Here is an 18,224-nt window from a genome sequence, read left to right as displayed (position 1 = left end):
CAACGTTCACGTGGATCGACGACACCCCCGGCGCCGGCTCCGCTCGGCCTCCGTGCAGCTCGGCGCGCTGACCGCGCTGGCCCTCGCGCTCTCCGGCTGCAACAACGGTTACGACGACGACGATGACGACTGCGCGCTCGGCCCGGCCGGCGGGGGCGGCGACATCGTCGCCGTGGCCCTGCACGTGCCCGCGCCGGTCACCGCCGCTCGCGGCGAGCCGGCCCCGACCACCGCGCTGCCCGAGCGCGGCGGCTTCGGCACCCACCTCGCCTCCTGCGGCGGCTGACGTGCGCCGCGAGGCGAGCACGCCGCGCCCCGGCTGGGACGAGACCATCCGGGCCCAGGGCCTGGTGTACGTCGACACCGAGCTGCCCGACGGCGAGATCATGTCGTACTGGGACGAGACGGCGGCGTACTCGTTCACGCTCGACGAGGTGCTCCGGCTGGAGGAGGCCACGGAGGAGCTGCACCGGATGTCGGTCGCCGCCGCCGAGCACGTGGTGACCCGCCGCCGGTACGCCGAGTTCGGCATCCCCGAGTGGGCCGCCGAGGCGGTCGCCCGCTCGCTGCGGGAGAACCCGCCGACGCTCTACGGCCGCTTCGACCTCTGGTACGACGGCAGCGGCCCGCCGAAGATGCTGGAGTACAACGCCGACACCCCGACCGCGCTGGTCGAGGCGAGCATCGTGCAGTGGTACTGGCTGGAACACACCCGCCCGGACGCGGACCAGTGGAACAGCCTGCACGAACGCCTGGTCGGCGCCTGGGCCAAGATCGGCGCCGGGCTGCACGAGCCGCGGGCGCACGTGCTGTGGTCCGAGGAGGAGGAGTCGGGCGAGGACCAGATCACCGCCGGCTACCTGGCCGAGACGGCCCGCCAGGCCGGGCTGGACGTGACGCTCATGCCGATCCAGCGGGTCGGCTGGGACGGGCGACGCTTCGTCGACGCCGACGACCGGCCGATCACCACCTGCTTCAAGCTCTACCCCTGGGAGTGGATGCTGGCCGAGCCGTACGGGCGGCCGGCGCTGGACCCGGGCACGCCCACCACCTGGATCGAACCGGCCTGGAAGCTGCTGCTGTCGAACAAGGCACTGCTGGCGGTGCTCTGGGAGATGTATCCGGGGCACGACTACCTGCTGCCCGCGTACCTGGACTCGCCGCGCGGCATGACCGAGTACGTGGCCAAGCCGCTGCTCGGCCGCGAGGGCGGCTCGGTACGCATCGTGACCGGCGACACGGAGATCACCAACCCGGGGATCTACGGCGACGAGGGCTTCTGCTTCCAGGAGTTCCGCGCGTTGCCCGAGTTCGAGGGCAACCGGACGGTGCTCGGGAGCTGGATCGTGGACGGCGAGTCGGCCGGCGCCGGCGTACGCGAGAGCGAGAGCCTCATCACTGACGGTTACGCGCGGTTCCTGCCCCACTACATCGACGCACCGCGTGTGCTCTGAGTCGTCTACCGTTGGTGTCGTGAACTTCGACGCGTACGCCCGGACCGGGGTCGAGCTCGTCAACGCCCGGCTGGACGACCTGGACGGCCTGCGGGCCGTCTTCTCGGACGAGCAGGGCTGGATGCGCGACGAGGTCGCGGAACGGGACCTGGCGATCTTCCGGCGGGCGCAGAAGCGCCTCCGGGACGTCTTCGAGTACGGCACCTCCGGCCGGGACAACGAGGCGGTGGCGGAGCTGAACGCGCTGCTGGAGGCGTTCCCGGTGCAGCCGCGGATCTCCGGCCACGACTCCTCCGACTGGCACATGCACGTGACCAGCCGGGGCGCGTCGGTCTCCTCGGAATACCTGGCCGGCGCGGTCTGGGGCCTGTCGGTGTGGCTGTGCGAGTACGGCAGCGCCCGCTTCGGGGTCTGCGCCGACGACCGCTGCGGCAACGTCTACCTGGACACCTCGTCCAACTGCTGCCGGCGGTTCTGCTCCGAGCGCTGCGCCACCCGCTCCCACGTGGCCGCGCATCGGGCCCGCAAGCGGGCAGCGGTCGGCGAGCAGGCCGTCCCGGCGCAGCCGCTGTCCCCGGTGAGCTGACCTCCGGCGTACGCCCCGGCCGCGTGCGAGCGGCCGGGGTGGCCCGTGCCGGTCAGACGTCGACCGGGGAGGGCGCGGTCAGGTTCGCCCGGGCGAACTCCAGCGACTCCCGCAGGTCCGCCTCGCGGACCGCGCGGCTCTTCGCGCCCCGGGTGGTCACCTCCACCGCCACCGAGCCGGTGAACCCCCGCCCGGCGAGCGAGCGGAGCATCTCCGCGCAGGGCTGACCGCCGCGACCGGGCACCAGGTGCTCGTCGCGCCCCTCGCCGGTGCCGTCACCCAGGTGCACGTGCGCCAGCCCGGAACCCATTCGGTCGGCCATCGCCAACGCGTCGGTGTGCGAGGCCGCGCAGTGCGACAGATCCAGCGTGTACGAGGCGTACCCGATCTCGGTCGGATCCCAGCCCGGCGCGTACGGGACGAACTGCCGCCCGGCCATCCGCACCGGGTACATGTTCTCCACCCCGAAGTGCAGGCCGCCGAACTGCCCGGCGATCGTGTCGAGCCCGTCGGCGAAGGTGCGCGCGTAGTCACGCTGCCAGGTGAACGGCGGGTGCACCACGACGGTCGGCGCCTCCAGCGTCTCGGCCAGCTCGGCGGCCCTGCGCAGCCGCTCCCACGGGTCGGGGCTCCACACCCGCTGGGTGACGAGCAGACAGGGGGCGTGCACCGACAGCACCGGCACGCCGTAGTGCTCGGCGAGGCCGCGCAGCGCGCCCGCGTCCTGGCTGACCGGGTCGGTCCAGACCATCACCTCGATGCCGTCGTAGCCGAGCTCGGCGGCGAGCTGGAACGCCGCCGCGGTCCGTTCGGGGAAGACCGAGGACGTGGACAGGAGCACCGGAACGCGGTAGGTCACGCCTTCGAGGGTAGCCCCAACCGCCAGCGAGCATCGGGACGAGCAACCGCAAAGCAACCCAGAGCGCTCGTACGGTCACATCGGCGCGAGCTGATCCAGCCGGCGCAGGATGACACCCTCCCGCAACGCCCACGGGCAGATGTCCACGCAGTCCACGTCGAGGCGCCGCATCACCGCCTCCGCCACCACCGCACCCGCGAGGAGCTGGTGCGCCCGCTGCGCGCTGACCCCCTCCAGCTCGGGCAACTGGGCCGGCGGGATGTGCCTGATGAACCCGAGCACCTGCCGCAGCCCGGTACGGGTCAGGCTGCGGCGCGCCCACAGCCCCGCCCCGGAGGGCGCGGCGCCGGCCAGCCGGGCCAGCATGCGGAACGTCTTCGAGGTGGCGACCGGACGCTCCCAGCCCACCGCCGTCAACTGCTCCACCACCGGGTCGAGCTGCGCGTCCACGTACGCCCGCAGTTCCTCCACGGCCTCGGCCGACGGCGGCGCCGTGCCGGCCGGATCCACCGCGAGCCGCTCCCGGCTGAGTCGCCCCGCGCCGAGCGGCAGCGAGATCGCCACGTCCGGGTGCTCGTCGATCCCCGCGGCCAGCTCCAGCGAGCCGCCGCCGATGTCCATCGCCAGCAGCCGGCCGGCGGACCAGCCGAACCACCGCCGCACCGCCAGGAACGTCATCCGCGCCTCGTCCGCGCCGGAGAGCACCTCCAGGCGTACGCCCGTCTCGTCGCGGACGCGGGCCAGCACGTCGGCGGCGTTCGTGGCGTCGCGGACCGCGCTCGTGGCGAACGCCAGCAGATCCTCGGCGCCCAGCCCGTCGGCCGCCGCCCGGGCCATGCCGACCGCCTTGACCAGGCCGTCCGCGCCGCCGTCGGTGAGCGCGCCGTCCGGCCCGATCTGCTCGGCCAGCCGCAGCACCACCTTCTCCGAGTGCGCCGGCCAGGGATGCGCGCCGTGGTGGGCGTCGACCACCAGCAGGTGCACCGTGTTGGAACCGACGTCGAGGACACCCAGTCGCATGGGAGAGACCCTAGGGCCAACACGTTTCGTCGGCTCGGCGGCCGGGCGGGGTCACCGCGCGTACGCTGGTCCGAGTGACAGGGCAGATCGAGCTTCACGTGCTGGTGGACGACCCCGAGGACCCGCGCAGCCGCGAGGTCGGGCTGGACTTCCCACGGGAGTGGATCGAGTTCGTCGACCCGGCCGACGCGAAGCACGTCGTCCGCGCCGACCTGACCTGGCTGCTGTCCCGCTGGACGTGCATCTTCGGCCAGGGCTGCCACGGCATCATCGCCGGGCGCGCCGCCGACGGGTGCTGCTCGCACGGCGCGTTCTTCACCGACTCCGACGACGAGAAGCGCGTCCGGGCGGCGGTGAAGCGGCTGACGCCGGAGACGTGGCAGCACTTCCGGCGCGGGTTCAAGAACTGGACCGAGAACGACACAGTCGACGGCAAGACCCCGGCCCGGCGTACCGCCACCCGCGACGTCGACGCCCCGTGCGTGTTCCTCAACGACGCCGACTTCCCCGGCGGGGGCGGCTGCGCGCTGCACGCCCAGGCGCTGCGCGACGGGGTGCACCCGCTGGAGTACAAGCCGGACGTCTGCTGGCAGCTGCCGGTACGCCGCGACCAGGAATGGCACAAGCGGCCGGACAACACCAAGGTGCTGATCTCCACGCTGGCCGAGTTCGACAGGCGCGGCTGGGGCGCCGGCGGGCACGACCTCGACTGGTGGTGCACGTCCTCCACCGACGCGCACGTCGGCGCCGAGCCGATGTACGTCTCGTACGGGCCGGAGCTGACCGCGCTGATCGGCGCGCCCGCGTACGCGAAGCTGGCCGAACTCTGCGCCGCCCGGCAGCGCCAGGGTCAGGTCGCCCCGCACCCCGCAAGCGAGTGAAGGCCGGCACCCCTTGGTTCGGGGTGCCGGCCTTCGTGTCTCTTACTTGTTCCAGTGCTCGGCGACCAGGTCGGCGGCCTGCTTCTCCCACTGGGCGTAGTGGTCGGGGTAGGCGGACACCTGGACGGTCTGGGCGGCCTTGGTCAGGGGCATGTCCTGCCAGCCGTCGACCTGCTTCAGGCCCTTCAGGAACGCGGTGGTGGAGTATTCGGGGTCGGTGATCTGCTCGACCGTGCCCCAGCCGGAGGAGGGGCGCTGCTGGAACAGGCCCTGCGAGTCGTGGTCGTTGCGGTCACCGAGGTGGCCGAGGTTCTCCAGCTTCGACTCCTGCAGCGCGGTGGCGATGGACACGACGGCGGCGCGCTCGTCCATGCCGGCCTTCTTCGTCGCCGCGATGATCGCCTTCACGTTGGCGGTCTGCTCGTCGTTCAGGTCGATACGGGACTGGGCGCCCTGCACACCGTGCGGGATCAGCTTGTCACCCTGCACGCTCACACTCACCGGCTTCGCATGCGTGGTGGTGTCCGCCGCGTGAGCGGCGACCGGGCCGGCGAAGACGCCACCGGTGAAGGCCAGACCAGCAATACCCAGGATGCTCTTACGCAGGATCGTGTTCATGAGGGGGCTCCATTCGGGGGATCGACGCCCACACCGACGGGGGTCGGCGCGGGTGCGAGCACCGTCAGGCACTCAAGAAAGTCTTCAAGGGGGGATCTCGGCTGCTCGCGGGGCAAGGGGGTGCCTCGTCGCGGTGCCGGAAGGATGTCCAACGACCCGCCACCCGCCATCATTCCCGAGGCGGTGCACGCCACCAGGGGGCGGGGGTTCACGTCGTCGGAACCGTGTTCAACGACCAGCCCGCCGGGATCATTCCCCGCGGCTCACGTCGCCAGAACCGAACTCAACGACCGACAGCCCAGGACTGTTCCCGCAGCCAGCACGGCCCCTAGAAGGGCTCGGCCGGTACTCGGTCGCTCACCCGGTTACAACGCCACCCACCCGCCAGCCATTCCACCGTCAGAGTGCCGCCCACCACCCCCGAACCGGACACCCCACCCACACCAGCCCGCCAACGACCGATGTCCCGACCCCGGGGCACCCGCGAACCGAACAGCCTCACCCACACGGGCCACCCACTCCCGCACCGTCGATCATGAGGTTAGCGGCCACAAAACGGGCACCCGACACCGCTAACCTCATGATCGACGCAGCCGGGCGGGCCGAGCGAGGGCGGAACCAGCGAGGCGCCGCGCGACCGCTCCGCGATCTTGCAGTTCGAGCCTCCCGGGTGTGCCATTCGCGCGTTTTGCGGGGCACCGAAGTGCAAGATCGGCGAGGAGGGAGGGGATGGTGGGCTGCTCCCGCCCGAAGGGTGGCGGGATCTGCGCACCACCCGCTGCGGTGATCAAGGAGTTTGCGGCCAGCAGGAGGCGCGAGGCGTCCGCTAACTCCTTGATCAACCGAGTGGGACGGGGCCTGGAGGGGCGCAGCCGAGAGGACTCGTCCAGGGGACGGGGCCGGGGCGGCAGGTCGGGTGGCCGGAGGGCCGGCCAGGGCGGGGCCGAGATCCGAGGTCCGTCGCGTCGATCTTGGAGTTGTGGCAGCTCGCGAAAGTGCCTGAACCGGGCATGTCGTGGCGCCACAACTCCAAGATCGACGAGGGTAGGGCGCGGAGGGGATCAGGGCTCGAACTTGTAGCCCAGGCCTCGGACCGTGACGATGTAGCGCGGTGCGGACGGCTCCGGCTCGATCTTGGAGCGCAGCCGCTTCACGTGCACGTCGAGCGTCTTGGTGTCGCCCACGTAGTCGGCACCCCAGACCCGGTCGATCAACTGGCCCCGGGTGAGCACCCGCCCGGCGTTGCGCAGCAGCAGCTCCAGCAGCTCGAACTCCTTGAGCGGGAGCTGCACGCCGGCGCCGCCGACGGTCACCACGTGCCGTTCGATGTCCATCCGGACCGGGCCGGCGGCGAGCGTCGGCGCGCCCGTCTCGTTCGACTCGGCGCTCTGCCGCCGCAGCACCGCCCGGATGCGGGCGACCAGTTCACGCGGCGAGTACGGCTTGGTCACGTAGTCGTCGGCGCCGATCTCCAGGCCGACCACCTTGTCGATCTCGCTGTCCCGCGCGGTGACCATGATGATCGGCACGTGCGAGCGCTGGCGGAGCTGCCGGCAGACCTCGGTGCCGGACATCTCCGGCAGCATCAGGTCGAGCAGCACGATGTCGGCACCGGTCCGGTCGAACTCGGTGAGGGCGGCGGGGCCCGTCGCGGCGACGGAGACCTCGAAACCCTCCTTGCGGAGCATGTAGGACAGGGCGTCGGAGAACGACTCCTCGTCCTCGACCACCAGTACGCGGCTCAACGGGTGTTTCCTTTCCTGTGGTCAGGCCTGCCGGAGCTCGGCCGGGCCGGCCTCGATCCCAGCGGAGGCGAGTGTCGCCTCCAGGTCGTCCGGGGGGCGTGCGGGCAGCCGGAGGGTGAACGTCGACCCCCCACCAAGGGTGCTCGACACCTCCACCCGGCCGCCATGGTTGCTGGCGATGTGCTTGACGATGGCCAGGCCCAGGCCGGTGCCGCCGGTCGCCCGGGAGCGGGCCTGGTCGGCCCGGTAGAACCGCTCGAAGATCCGGTCGACCTCGTTCGGGGCGATGCCGATGCCCTGGTCGGCCACGGCGATCTCGACGTGTTCCTCGGCGCCGGTGACAGTCACCCGGACCGTGGTGTCCTCGCCGGAGTAGGTGATCGCGTTCTCCACCAGGTTCGCCACCGCGGTGGCGAGTTGGCTGTCGCTGCCGTACACGGTGAGGCCCCGCTGCCCGCCGACGGCGATCTCCACCCGGCGGGCGGTGGCGGCGGTGCGGGTGCGGTCGACGACCTCGGCGAGCACCCAGTCGACCGAGACCGGCTCGGGGGCGGGCTGCGGTTCGGCGCCCTGGAGGCGGGTCAGTTCCAGCAGTTCCTGCACCAGGCGGCCGAGCCGGGTCGACTCGTGCTGGATCCGCTCGGCGAACCGCCGCGCGGCGACCAGGTCCTCGGACAGGTCGGGCGCGCCGCCGGCGGCCGGTTCGGTGGCGTCGACGAGCGCCTCGGCGAGCAGTTGCAGCGCGCCGATCGGCGTCTTCAGCTCGTGGCTGACGTTCGCCACGAAGTCCCGGCGCACCCGCGCGAGACGGTGCGACTCGGTGACGTCGACCGCCTCGATCGAGATGTAGCCGGAGCCCAGTCCCATTGCCCGCAGGTGCACGCCGAGCGGGTTGTCCCCGCCGCCGTCGCGGCCCCGGGGCAGGTCCAGCTCTATCTCGCGCCGCACGCCCGTGCGGCGGACCTGCCCGGCGAGGGTACGGATCAACGGGTGCGCCGCGATCGAGCCGGGTGTCGCCCCGGTACGGAGCAGACCCATCGCCCGGGCGGCCGGGTTCACCAGCACCGGCACGTCGTCCGGGCCGAGCACCACCACGCCTGCGCGCAACGAGTCGATCGTCTTGCGGCCGAGCCCGGATAGGCCCCCCTGCTGGTCGTCCGGAATCGTCGTCCTCCCTGCGTCACGACGGAGGATCCCGCCGCCCCGCGACGCCCGGCGGCGCCGCCATTCGTCAACGGGTCCGGACAGCAGCGCCCCGGCGACCAGCCCGGTCACCAGCGCTCCGGCCACCACGACCGCCACCGCCCATTCCACCCGGCGATCGTAGGGTCATTGTTAACCCGGGGATCGGGCACAAAGGGACGAACCACTCTCGCTTTCGGCAAAGTTCACCTGCGGGCCCCGCGTCGTTCATCCACGTTCACCCTGGTGCCGACCGTCCGGCCTAGCGTGGGGCGCGCACCTGCTCCTGCCGTACCCCGTGGGGGTGGCGGCCACCGACCCCAGGAAGTGACGATGCGCGACGAGTTCCGGGCCGACCTGCAGATTGTCAGCCAGTTGCTGGTGGACATGGCCGAGGCGGTACGCGCGGCCATGCGGCAGGCCACCAAGGCGCTGCTCACCGCCGACCGGACGGCCGCCGAGACGGTGATCGCGCGGGACGCCGAGATCGACGACCTCTACCGGCACGTGGAGGAGCGGGTCTGTGACCTGCTGGCCCGGCAGGCGCCGGTGGCCTCCGACCTGCGCGCGATGATCACCGCGTTGCACGTGGCAGCCGATCTGGAGCGGATGGGCGACCTGGCCGACCACGTGGCGAAGACGGCCCTGCGCCGGCACCCGTCCCCGGCGGTGCCGGCGGAGCTGCGGCCGGTCTTCACCGACATGGCCGGGATCGCCGACCGGATGGCCGAGAAGATCGGCTCGGTGCTGGCCAAGCCGGACGCCGCCGTGGCCGCCGAGCTGGACGGCGACGACGACGCGATGGACGACCTGCACAAGAGCCTGTTCGGCGTGCTGCTCGGCGACGACTGGCCGTACGGGGTGGAGACGGCGATCGACGCGACGCTGCTGGGCCGCTTCTACGAGCGTTTCGCCGACCACGCGGTGAACGCGGGTGAGCACGTGGTCTACCTGATCACCGGTTCGACGTCCGGCTGAGAACCGTGGGCGGGGCCGCCTCGGGGGAGGCCCCGCCCACGCCGTCTCAGCGACCCTGGTTGGCGACCGCGGCGGCGGCGGCCTTCGCCGCCTCCGGGTCCAGGTACGTTCCGCCGAGCACGTGCGGACGCAGGTCGGCGTCCAGGTCGTAGCGCAGCGGGATGCCGGTGGGGATGTTCAGCTTGGCGATCGCGTCGTCGGAGATCTGGTCGAGGTGCTTGACCAGGGCGCGCAGCGAGTTGCCGTGCGCGGCCACGAGCACCGTCCGGCCGGCCAGGATGTCCGGCACGATCGAGTCGTACCAGTAGGGCAGCATCCGTTCGACGACGTCCTTCAGGCACTCGGTGCGCGGCATCAGCTCGGTCGGCAGCAGCGCGTACCGGGGGTCGCCGACCTGCGACCACTCGTCCGCGTCGTCGATCGGAGGCGGCGGCGTGTCGTACGAGCGGCGCCAGAGCATGAACTGCTCCTCGCCGTACTCGTCGAGGGTCTGCTTCTTGTCCTTGCCCTGCAGGGCGCCGTAGTGGCGCTCGTTCAGCCGCCACGACCGGCGCACCGCGATCCAGTGCCGGTCGGCGGCGTTCAGCGCCAGCTCGGCGGTGCGGATCGCCCGGCGCATCAGGCTCGTGTGCACCACGTCCGGCAGCAGGTCGTGCTCGCGCAGCAGTTCGCCGCCGCGCCGCGCCTCGGTCTCCCCCTTGGCGGTCAGGTCGACGTCGACCCAGCCGGTGAAGAGGTTCTTGGCGTTCCAGTCGCTCTCGCCGTGCCGCAGCAGGACCAGCGTCCCGACGGTGGGCCCCTCGCTCGCAGTCATGCCGATCATCCTGCCGTACCGGCCGGGCGGACACGCGGCGACCTGTGGTGACGACCACCACGTGGAAATCCTGATGACCACGGCTCCGGCCCGGCACTAGGTTGTAAGGCGTTCTGATCAGGTCGGTCATTACCAAGCGGGGGGCGTCGGAATGCGGACGGTACGGGGCTGGTTCCAGGACACGGCGGGTGGCCTGCCACGGACGTTCTGGTACCTCTGGGCCGGCACGCTGATCAACCGGCTCGGCTCGTTCGTCCTGATCTTCCTGGCCATCTACCTGACCCAGGAACGCGGCTTCTCCGCCTCCCAGGCCGGTCTGGTGATCGGCCTCTGGGGCGCCGGCGGCGCGGTCGGCACCACCATCGGCGGCACCCTGACCGACCGCTGGGGACGGCGGCCCACGCTGCTCGCCGCACACGTCGGCGCGGCGGGCATGATGATCGCGCTGGGCCTCGCCCGTCCGCTGTGGGCGGTGGCAGTGGGCGCGCTGCTGCTCGGCGCGTTCGCCGAGGCGGCCCGCCCGGCCTTCGGCGCGATGATGGTCGACGTGGTGCCGGACAAGGACCGGCTGCGCGCCTTCTCGCTGAACTACTGGGCCATCAACCTCGGCTTCGCCTGCGCCGCCGTGCTCGCCGGCTTCGCCGCCCAGGGCAGCTACCTGCTGCTGTTCCTGGTGAACGCGACCACCACGCTGGTGACCGCACTGATCATCTTCGCCAAGGTCGGCGAGACCCGCGGCCCGGTCACCGCGCTCCCGGTCAAGGGGATGACGGCGCCGGCCGGCGCGCTGCGCACCATCCTCGCCGACCGGGTGTTCCTCGGCTTCGTCGCGCTCAACCTGCTCGCCGCGCTGGTGTTCCTCCAGCACATCTCGATGCTGCCGATCGCCATGGGCGACTCCGGGCTCAGCCCGGCCACGTACGGCTCGGTGATCGCACTGAACGGCGTGCTCATCGTGTTCGGCCAGCTCTTCGTACCCCGGCTCATCAAGGGCCGCAGCCGCTCGCACGTGCTGGCGCTCGCGTCGCTGGTGATGGGCGCCGGGTTCGGGCTCACCGCGCTCGCCGACACGGTCTGGCTCTACGGCCTGACCGTGCTGATCTGGACCCTCGGCGAGATGCTCAACTCCCCGTCCAACGCCACCCTGATCGCGGAGCTGTCGCCGGCCGCGCTGCGCGGCCGCTACCAGGGCGTCTTCTCGCTGTCCTGGCAGCTCGCCGGCGCCGCCGCGCCGATTCTCGGCGGCCTGGTCCGCGAGCACGCCGGCAACAGCACGCTCTGGCTCGGCTGCGCGGGCATCGGCGTCGTGGCGGCGGTCGCCCACCTGATCTCCGGCCCGGCCCGGGAGCGCCGCGCGGTCGAGCTGCGCGCCGTGGGCACGCCCGTCACGCCGGTCACCGCCACCGCTTCCCCGGCGCCCGAGGCGGGCGAGGCCGCGGCCACCGCACCCGCCGCCCCGGTCCGGTCCGGTTCCTGAGTACGCCCCGGCGCGACCGCACCGAGGCGGGTGGATACGGTACGGGACGGAATCGGTAAGGAAACCTTCCTGGAGGACGTGTGCGCGGCCTGCGGCGCTGGTGGGACGACACGGCCGGCGGACTGCCCGCCACGTTCTGGTACCTCTGGTCCGGCCTGCTGATCAACCGGGCCGGCGCGTTCGCGCTGCTGTTCCTGTCGCTCTACCTCACCGCCGCGCGGGGCGCCCCGCCGTCGCTGGCCGGGCTGGTGGTCGGCGCGTACGGGATCGGCGGCGCGGCCGGGACGCTACTCGGCGGCGTGCTGGCCGACCGGTGGGGCCGCCGGGCCACGCTGCTCGCCGCCCACGTCGCCGCCGCCGGGCTGATGGCGGCGCTGGCGTTCACCACGCACCTGGCGGTGATCGCCGTACTCGCCACGCTGGTCGGGGTGGCGCACTCGATGCCCAGCCCGGCGTTCGTGGCCGCCATCGTGGACGTGGTGCCCGAGGCGCGCCGCTCACGCGCGTTCAACCTCCAGTTCTGGGCGTTCAACCTGGGCATGGCGGTGGCCTCGCTGCTGGCCGGCATCCTCGCCGAGGCGAGCTTCACGGCGCTGTTCCTGGTCGACGCCGGTGCCACGCTGGCGGCGGCGGTGGTGATCGCGCTGAAGGTGCCGGAGACGCTCACCCGGCGGCCGGCGCCCACGCCACGGGCGGTGGCGGGACGCCGTCCCGGTCTGCACACCGCGCTGACCGACCGCACCTTCCTGGTGTTCGTCGGGCTGACGTTCCTGCTGGCCGTGCTCACCATGCAGACCTCCACGATCATGCCGCTGGCGATGCGCGAGGACGGACTGCGCCCGTCGGCGTACGGGCTGGTGGTGGCGCTCGGCGGGGCGCTGATCGTGGTCGGGCAACTGTTCGTGCCCCGGCTCATCGAGCCGTACCGGAAGTCGAGCGTGCTGGCCGTCTCCACCGGCCTGATGGCGCTCGGGTTCGGCGCGCTCACGGTGGCCGACGGGCTGCCGCTCTACCTGGGCGCCGCTGTGGTCTGGACGATCGGGCAGATGCTCGCCGCGCCGCCGAACGCGCAGATCAACGCGGACCTCGCGCCGCCCGAACTGCGCGCCCGCTACCAGTCGGTGTTCTACCTGACGTTCCCGGCCGCGTCGTTCGTGGCGCCGGCGCTCGGCGGGCTCAGCCTGGAACACCTGGGCGAACGGCACTGGCTGGTGGTGGGCGCGCTCGGTCTGCTGGCCGCCGCCGGGCACCTGCTCGCCGGGCCGCGCCGGGAGCGGCGGGTGGCCGCGCTGCGGGCCGCGGCGCAGCGGCCCGGGACCGTCGGGTCCACCCGCTGACGGGATCGGAGACAACGGCAGAGCGCCCACCCCGACTCCCGTCGAGATGGGCGCTCGTACCGTACGCCCGGCGGCGGCGGGCGACACTCACCCCCGTAAGCGTCGCCCGCTCGCGCCGCCGGTTCCACGGGCGGCACCGTCCCCCAACGGTGTGCTCCACCCGATCTTCGCATCTCGCCTGCGCGGATCTGATCGATCCACCGCTCCCCCGAACGGAAACAAGCGTGACGCGGTGCAATAAAGTTAGTTCGCCCGGATTCCGGATTCAACCCAGAACGCTGTCTTGCCCGTCACAGCACCCGTGTCGCAAACCCGGCTGTCCGTGCTGTCGTCCCTGGAATGGCAAACACGGGGTTCCCGTCGGCCATTCCCGCAAACCTCAGCCGTCCTCGCGATTCGGGTTCTCGGTCCGGAAGAAGTTGCTCTGCCGGCCGTCCCGCATCTGCTCCTGGTAGATCAGGTTCAGCCGCCGCAGGTCGAACGTGCGGAACCAGTCGTCCCAGGTGATCTCGCGGATCCGGCTGCTCTCCCGGTACCCGGGGATGTTGAACGTCAGCACCCCGGGCCGGCCCTCGCGCTCGGTGCCGGCGATGGTGGCGGGCTTCGCGCCCCGCGCCCGCGCCCAGCGCTGGATCACCTCGTGGTTACGGGTGACCAGGCTCCGGCCCGGACGCTCCGGCCGGTCCGCCGGCGACGTGATGAGCTGCGACGATCCGATCGACCGGCTGGATGCCGGCCCACGGGTCGGCGCCGTCTGCGCGCTCGGCGCCTTCCGGGCCGGCGCCGCCTTGGCCCGTGACGGAGCCGCCTTGGCCCGCGAGGGGGCGGCCTTCGCCCGTGACGGGGCCGCCTTGGCCCGCGACGGAGCGGCCTTCGCCCGCGACGGGGCTGCCTTCGCCTGAGCGGGCGCGGCCTTCGCGCGGGACGACGCGGCGGTAGCGCGGCCGGGTGCCGCCTTCGCGCGGGACGTCGTCGCCCGCGACGAGGTCGCCCTGGCCCGGGCCGGAGCCGCCTTCGCGCGCGCCGGAGTGGCCTTCGCGCGGGACGAGGTCGCCTTCGCCCGCGACGAGGTCGCCTTGGCGCGCGACGGGGCCGCCTTGCGCGTACCCGTCGCCTTGGCCCTGGCACCGGTGGCGCGTGCGGCCGGCGCGGCCTTGGCCGGCGACGTGGCGCCCCGGCGGGCCGACGTGGTCCGCTTCGCCGCCGTGGTCTTCTTGGCGGCGGTGCTCTTGCGGGTCGCCGACGGCCGGCCGGCCGGGCCGGTGCTCCGCCGGGCGGCGCCGCCCTCCCCGCGCATGCTTCGCGCCAGGGTCTTCACCAGTTCCGGCTTCCGCAGCGCGGAGATCCCCGAGACCCCGCGCCGCCGGAGCTGGCTGCGGATGTCGTCGACCTTCATCCGGGAGATCGCCGACTCCGACACCCCCGGGGTGTTCGGCGTCTGGTTGCCGGTTTGCCGCTTGGTCCGAGTCGCAGTCGTGCCGCGACCTGAGCTGTTGCGCTGAGCCATGGGAAACGCTCCTCGACAGTCCGTCCTCGGCCCGCGGTGGGTCCCAGTGCTCCGCACCGCGCGGGGCGGCATACCCGTCAGGAGGGCTCCGAACCTCCGGCGGACGATCCGGCAGTCGCGGACGGCTCGAAGAGGTGCGCGAACGCGGCCAGATTGGCTGTCGACTCACCGCGCTTGACCCGCCACTCCCACTCCCGGCGGATCGCGGTGCCGAAGCCGATCTCCAGCATGCTGTCGAACGACTCGTCGGCGTACGTCAGCACGGAACCGAGCAGCCGGTCCAGCTCGTCGGCGTCGATCCCGGCCAGGTTGACCCGCCCGGTCAGGTAGACGTCGCCGACCGAGTCGATGGAGAACGAGACGCCGTACATGCGGGCGTTGCGCTGGAGCAGCCACGCCCACAGCTCCTCGCGGCGCTCGTCGGGCTGGCGCATCACGAACGCCTCGACCCGCAGCGCGTGCTCACCCACGATCAGGTTGCAGATCGTCTTGAGCTTGTGCGTGCCGGGCAGCGTCACCGCGTACGACGCCTCGCCGGTCGACTCCCACTCCAGCTCACGCTCCGCGCAGACGGACTCGATCAGCGCGGTGACCTCACTCCTGCGGCTCATCGCACCCACTCTACGACCGGCGTACCGGGGCCGCCCGGTGGCGGATCACCAGGAGCACAGCAGGGCCGGGTCGCCGAGCCGCCGCGCCAGCCGGGCCCGGTGCTCGGTGATCGCCTCCCCGTAGACCGCGAGCAGGCCGGAGGCGGTGCGGTGCCAGGAGAAGTCCCGGGCGTGCCGCTCGGCACCCCGGCCCAGCGCGGCACGGCGTACCCGGTCGGGTAGCAGCCGGGCCATCGCGCGGGCCCAGTCGACCGGGTCGTGCCCGTCGATGAGCATGCCGCTGACGCCGTCGCGTACCGCGGTGACCAGGCCGCCCACGGCGGCGGCCAGCACCGGCGTGCCGCACGCCTGGGCCTCCAGCGCGACCAGCCCGAACGACTCGTTGTGCGACGGCACCGCGACCAGGTCGGCGGCGCGGTAGAGGGCGGGCAGGTCCGCGCCGGTCTGCGGCGGGAGGAAACGCACCCGGTCGGCGATGCCGAGCGCGTGCGCCAGTTCGATCAGGGCGGTGGGCCGGTCCAGGCCGGTGCCGCTCGGCCCGCCGCAGATCACCACGGTCAGCTCGTCGGCCAGCGCCGGATCCCGCTCACGCAGCGCGGCGGCGGCGCGGACCAGCACGTCCGGCGCCTTGAGCGGCTGGATCCGGCCGACGAACGCGACCACGTACCCGTCGGCCGGCAGGCCGAGCCGGCGGCGCGCGGCCCGGGTCGCCGCGTCCCGGTCGCCCGCGGCGGGACGGAACCGGTCCAGGTCGACGCCGGGTTCCACGACCGCCACCCGGTCCGGGACGGCCGCGTACCGGTCGAGCAGGTCGCGGGCCTCGACGCGGGTGTTGGCGACCAGCCGGTCCGCCTCGGTGACCACCTGCTCCTCGCCGATCACGCGCGCCTTCGGCTCGGGCCGGTCCCCGGCGGCGAGGCGAGCGTTCTTGACCTTGGCGAGCGTGTGCGCGGTGTGCACCAGCGGTACGCCCCAGCGCTCCTTGGCCAGCCAGCCGACCTGGCCGGAGAGCCAGTAGTGCGAGTGGATCAGGTCGTAGTGGCCCGGCGGGCGGGCCGCCTCGGCCCGCAGCACCCCGGCGGTGAAGGCGCAGAGCTGACCCGGCAGTTCCTCCTTGGTCAGCCCTTCCAGCGGCCCCGCGGTGACGTGCCGAACGGACACCCCGGGCGCCACCTCGACCACCGGGGGCAGGTCACCGGCGGTGGCCCGGGTGAAGATCTCCACCTCGACGTCGGCCTCGGCCAGCCGCCGGGCCACCTCCAGGATGTAGACGTTCATGCCGCCCGCGTCGCCCGTACCGGGCTGGTGCAGCGGCGACGTGTGCACCGACAGGGTGGCGATACGGCGGGGCCGCGGCCACGGAAGGGCACCTCGCTGACGACCGACACCGGTGTGCAAATCCGCCACGTCCGCTCCCTCTGTCACGGTTGATGCCGTCCCGCACGACCGGCGCTTCTCGGTCAACCCGTGTGCCGGATGTCATCTTCCCCATCGGGGTACGGAAATGCTTTGCGCCGGGTCCCGGGCGTGACGGACCTCATCCCGCCGCCCGGCCCGGCGACGGGAGACAATGACCGGATGACTTCAGTCGCCATCGTCACCGGGGCGTCCAGCGGGATCGGCGCGGCCACCGCCCGCCGGCTCGCCGCCGAGGGGTTCCACGTGCTGGCCGCCGCCCGGCGTACCGACCGGCTGGCCGCGCTCGTGGCCGAGATCGAGGCGGCCGGCGGCGCCGCGACAGCGGTGGCCTGCGACGTGACCTCGGACGAGTCGGTCGCCGGCCTGGCCGCCGCCGCCGAGGCCGCACCCGGTCCAGTCACGCTGCTGGTGAACAACGCCGGCGGCGCCCGCGGCCTCGACCCGGTCGAGACGGCCGACGTGGGCGACTGGCAGTGGATGTACGACGTGAACGTGCTCGGCACGCTGCGCGTCACCAAGGCGCTGCTCCCGGCGCTGGAGCGCTCCGGCGCCGGCACGATCGTGATCGTCAGCTCCACCGCCGGGCACGTGGTCTACGAGGGCGGCGGCGGCTACACGGCCGCCAAGCACGCGCAGACCGCGGTCGCCGGCACGCTGCGGCTCGAACTGTGCGGCCGACCGGTGCGGGTGATCGAGATCGACCCCGGCATGGTGAAGACCGAGGAGTTCGGCCTGGTCCGCTTCGACGGTGACGCCGACCGGGCCGAGGCGGTCTACGCCGGAGTCGCCGAACCGCTCGTCGCCGACGACGTGGCCGACTGCGTCGCCTGGTGCGCGACCCGCCCGCACCACGTCAACGTCGACCGGCTCGTGGTCCGCCCGCTGGCCCAGGCCGCGCAGCACAAGGTACACCGGACGTCCTAATGGAGCGTCCGCTCGGCGTGGCCACCCGGGGCACCACCAACCCCAACCGGCTCCGGCGGGTGGACAACTGGATCGTCGAGACCTGCGGCGACGCGCTGCGCGCCGCCGCCGACCCGCTCGTGGTCGACCTCGGCTACGGCGCCACCCCGGTCACCCCCGTCGAGCTGCGCGCCCGGCTGGCCGCCGGGGTCCGCGCCGACGTGCGGGTGGTCGGCCTGGAGATCGATCCGGTACGCGTCGCCGCCGCCCTGTCCGCCGCCGACCCGCCCGGACTGACGTTCGCCCGGGGCGGCTTCGAACTGGCCGGACTGCGTCCCGCGCTGGTCCGGGCGTTCAACGTCCTCCGCCAGTACGACGAGAGCGAGGTGGCCGACGCCTGGCGTACCGTCACCGGGCGACTCGGGCCGGGCGGGCTGCTGGTCGAGGGCACCTGCGACGAGCTGGGCCGGCTCGGCTCCTGGGTGCTGCTCGACGCCACCGGCCCGCGCACGCTCACCCTGTCGGCGAAGCTGGTCACGCTGGAGACCCCGGCGACGCTCGCCGAGCGGCTGCCGAAGGCGCTGATCCACCGCAACGTGCCGGGCGAACGCGTCCACGACCTGATCGACGCGCTGGAGCACGCGTGGCGCTCGGCCGCCGGTTACGCCCCGTTCGGCCCCCGGCAGCGCTGGCTGCGGACGGTCGAGACGGTGAAGGAGGCGGGCTGGCCGATCCTGGACACCCCCCGCACGTGGCGCCACGGCTACCTGACGCTCCCCTGGCCCGCCGTAGCCCCCCGCTGACCCCCGCCGCCCAGCCCTGTCGCCGCCGCC

Annotated in this window: 18 protein-coding genes; 9 read left to right on the top strand and 9 right to left on the bottom strand. The window is 72.9% G+C overall.

Annotated features, from left to right (window positions below; translation table 11 throughout):
* The first annotated feature begins 10 nt into the window (after positions 1 to 10).
* From M8C11_RS04190 to M8C11_RS04180, 3 genes are read left to right on the top strand one after another with little or no spacing between them, the layout of a single operon-like run.
* A complete protein-coding gene (locus tag M8C11_RS04190) occupies positions 11 to 286 on the top strand; it encodes a hypothetical protein (RefSeq protein WP_233585676.1) in 276 nt (91 codons plus the stop codon).
* A gap of 1 nt (position 287) precedes the next feature.
* Positions 288 to 1,454 carry a glutathionylspermidine synthase family protein gene (locus M8C11_RS04185; protein ID WP_252448392.1) on the top strand — a complete coding sequence of 389 codons (1,167 nt, stop codon included), beginning with the start codon at positions 288 to 290 and terminating at the stop codon, positions 1,452 to 1,454.
* 19 nt (positions 1,455 to 1,473) lie between these two features.
* Entirely contained in the window at positions 1,474 to 2,040 is a 567-nt protein-coding gene (locus M8C11_RS04180) for a CGNR zinc finger domain-containing protein (RefSeq protein ID WP_018787720.1), read from the top strand.
* Between the two features lie 52 nt (positions 2,041 to 2,092).
* Here M8C11_RS04180 and M8C11_RS04175 read toward each other — a convergent pair whose 3' ends face one another.
* Both M8C11_RS04175 and M8C11_RS04170 read right to left on the bottom strand, forming a co-directional pair.
* Positions 2,093 to 2,899: a sugar phosphate isomerase/epimerase gene (locus tag M8C11_RS04175; RefSeq protein WP_252448390.1), complete on the bottom strand. Its 807-nt coding sequence runs from the start codon at positions 2,897 to 2,899 to the stop codon at positions 2,093 to 2,095.
* A 75-nt stretch (positions 2,900 to 2,974) separates the two neighbouring features.
* Entirely contained in the window at positions 2,975 to 3,919 is a 945-nt protein-coding gene (locus tag M8C11_RS04170) for a Ppx/GppA phosphatase family protein (RefSeq protein ID WP_121684347.1), read from the bottom strand.
* A 74-nt stretch (positions 3,920 to 3,993) separates the two neighbouring features.
* Here M8C11_RS04170 and M8C11_RS04165 point away from each other — a divergent pair, with 74 nt between their 5' ends.
* Entirely contained in the window at positions 3,994 to 4,800 is an 807-nt protein-coding gene (locus tag M8C11_RS04165) for a hypothetical protein (protein ID WP_121684348.1), read from the top strand.
* Positions 4,801 to 4,842: 42 nt separating this feature from the next.
* Here the strand turns inward: M8C11_RS04165 and M8C11_RS04160 are convergent, their stop codons facing one another.
* The 3 genes from M8C11_RS04160 to M8C11_RS04150 form a co-directional block, all read right to left on the bottom strand.
* Positions 4,843 to 5,418 (bottom strand): hypothetical protein, encoded by a 576-nt coding sequence (locus M8C11_RS04160; RefSeq protein WP_252448389.1) that lies wholly within the window; start codon positions 5,416 to 5,418, stop codon positions 4,843 to 4,845.
* 1,061 nt (positions 5,419 to 6,479) lie between these two features.
* A complete protein-coding gene (locus tag M8C11_RS04155; RefSeq protein ID WP_030272198.1) occupies positions 6,480 to 7,163 on the bottom strand; it encodes a response regulator transcription factor in 684 nt (227 codons plus the stop codon).
* Between the two features lie 21 nt (positions 7,164 to 7,184).
* Entirely contained in the window at positions 7,185 to 8,477 is a 1,293-nt protein-coding gene (locus M8C11_RS04150) for a sensor histidine kinase (RefSeq protein WP_374667014.1), read from the bottom strand.
* Positions 8,478 to 8,678: 201 nt separating this feature from the next.
* On the opposite strand from M8C11_RS04150, the gene phoU reads away from it, so the two are divergent.
* The gene (phoU, locus tag M8C11_RS04145; RefSeq protein WP_252448387.1) at positions 8,679 to 9,323 is read left to right on the top strand and encodes a phosphate signaling complex protein PhoU; all 645 of its coding nucleotides are present in this window, start codon (positions 8,679 to 8,681) and stop codon (positions 9,321 to 9,323) included.
* Between the two features lie 46 nt (positions 9,324 to 9,369).
* Here phoU and M8C11_RS04140 read toward each other — a convergent pair whose 3' ends face one another.
* Entirely contained in the window at positions 9,370 to 10,137 is a 768-nt protein-coding gene (locus M8C11_RS04140; RefSeq protein WP_120572950.1) for a phosphoglyceromutase, read from the bottom strand.
* A 151-nt stretch (positions 10,138 to 10,288) separates the two neighbouring features.
* Between M8C11_RS04140 and M8C11_RS04135 the strand changes: the two genes are divergently transcribed.
* Both M8C11_RS04135 and M8C11_RS04130 read left to right on the top strand, forming a co-directional pair.
* Entirely contained in the window at positions 10,289 to 11,614 is a 1,326-nt protein-coding gene (locus M8C11_RS04135) for an MFS transporter (protein WP_252448385.1), read from the top strand.
* An 80-nt stretch (positions 11,615 to 11,694) separates the two neighbouring features.
* Positions 11,695 to 12,951, top strand: coding sequence for an MFS transporter (locus M8C11_RS04130; protein WP_252448383.1), 1,257 nt, complete (start codon positions 11,695 to 11,697; stop codon positions 12,949 to 12,951).
* A gap of 379 nt (positions 12,952 to 13,330) precedes the next feature.
* Here the strand turns inward: M8C11_RS04130 and M8C11_RS30685 are convergent, their stop codons facing one another.
* The 3 genes from M8C11_RS30685 to mshA form a co-directional block, all read right to left on the bottom strand.
* A complete protein-coding gene (locus M8C11_RS30685) occupies positions 13,331 to 14,458 on the bottom strand; it encodes a hypothetical protein (protein ID WP_374667009.1) in 1,128 nt (375 codons plus the stop codon).
* Between the two features lie 77 nt (positions 14,459 to 14,535).
* On the bottom strand, positions 14,536 to 15,069 hold the full coding sequence (locus M8C11_RS04120) for a YbjN domain-containing protein (protein WP_252448379.1): 534 nt from the start codon (positions 15,067 to 15,069) through the stop codon (positions 14,536 to 14,538).
* Between the two features lie 45 nt (positions 15,070 to 15,114).
* Positions 15,115 to 16,476 carry a D-inositol-3-phosphate glycosyltransferase gene (gene mshA, locus M8C11_RS04115; protein WP_252448377.1) on the bottom strand — a complete coding sequence of 454 codons (1,362 nt, stop codon included), beginning with the start codon at positions 16,474 to 16,476 and terminating at the stop codon, positions 15,115 to 15,117.
* 171 nt (positions 16,477 to 16,647) lie between these two features.
* On the opposite strand from mshA, the gene M8C11_RS04110 reads away from it, so the two are divergent.
* Together M8C11_RS04110 and M8C11_RS04105 are read left to right on the top strand one after the other, a co-directional pair.
* On the top strand, positions 16,648 to 17,412 hold the full coding sequence (locus M8C11_RS04110; protein ID WP_121685736.1) for an SDR family NAD(P)-dependent oxidoreductase: 765 nt from the start codon (positions 16,648 to 16,650) through the stop codon (positions 17,410 to 17,412).
* Positions 17,412 to 18,194: a class I SAM-dependent methyltransferase gene (locus tag M8C11_RS04105; RefSeq protein ID WP_252448376.1), complete on the top strand. Its 783-nt coding sequence runs from the start codon at positions 17,412 to 17,414 to the stop codon at positions 18,192 to 18,194. The genes M8C11_RS04110 and M8C11_RS04105 overlap by 1 nt, the downstream gene beginning before the upstream one ends.
* Positions 18,195 to 18,224 lie beyond the last annotated feature (30 nt).

Source organism: Micromonospora sp. CPM1 (assembly GCF_023896895.1).
GTDB classification, from domain to species: domain Bacteria; phylum Actinomycetota; class Actinomycetes; order Mycobacteriales; family Micromonosporaceae; genus Micromonospora; species Micromonospora tulbaghiae.
Note: the sequence above shows the minus strand (reverse complement) of the source record. Positions and strands in the feature narration are given on the sequence as shown.

What these genes read in the sequence shown, in the direction of transcription:
- M8C11_RS30685 (WP_374667009.1), bottom strand. Translation starts at nt 14,458, where the DNA reads ATGGCTCAGCGCAACAGCTCAGGTCGCGGCACGACTGCGACTCGGACC.
- M8C11_RS04140 (WP_120572950.1), bottom strand. Translation starts at nt 10,137, where the DNA reads ATGACTGCGAGCGAGGGGCCCACCGTCGGGACGCTGGTCCTGCTGCGG.
- M8C11_RS04110 (WP_121685736.1), top strand. Translation starts at nt 16,648, where the DNA reads ATGACTTCAGTCGCCATCGTCACCGGGGCGTCCAGCGGGATCGGCGCG.
- M8C11_RS04135 (WP_252448385.1), top strand. Translation starts at nt 10,289, where the DNA reads ATGCGGACGGTACGGGGCTGGTTCCAGGACACGGCGGGTGGCCTGCCA.
- M8C11_RS04170 (WP_121684347.1), bottom strand. Translation starts at nt 3,919, where the DNA reads ATGCGACTGGGTGTCCTCGACGTCGGTTCCAACACGGTGCACCTGCTG.
- M8C11_RS04160 (WP_252448389.1), bottom strand. Translation starts at nt 5,418, where the DNA reads ATGAACACGATCCTGCGTAAGAGCATCCTGGGTATTGCTGGTCTGGCC.
- M8C11_RS04105 (WP_252448376.1), top strand. Translation starts at nt 17,412, where the DNA reads ATGGAGCGTCCGCTCGGCGTGGCCACCCGGGGCACCACCAACCCCAAC.
- phoU (WP_252448387.1), top strand. Translation starts at nt 8,679, where the DNA reads ATGCGCGACGAGTTCCGGGCCGACCTGCAGATTGTCAGCCAGTTGCTG.
- M8C11_RS04120 (WP_252448379.1), bottom strand. Translation starts at nt 15,069, where the DNA reads ATGAGCCGCAGGAGTGAGGTCACCGCGCTGATCGAGTCCGTCTGCGCG.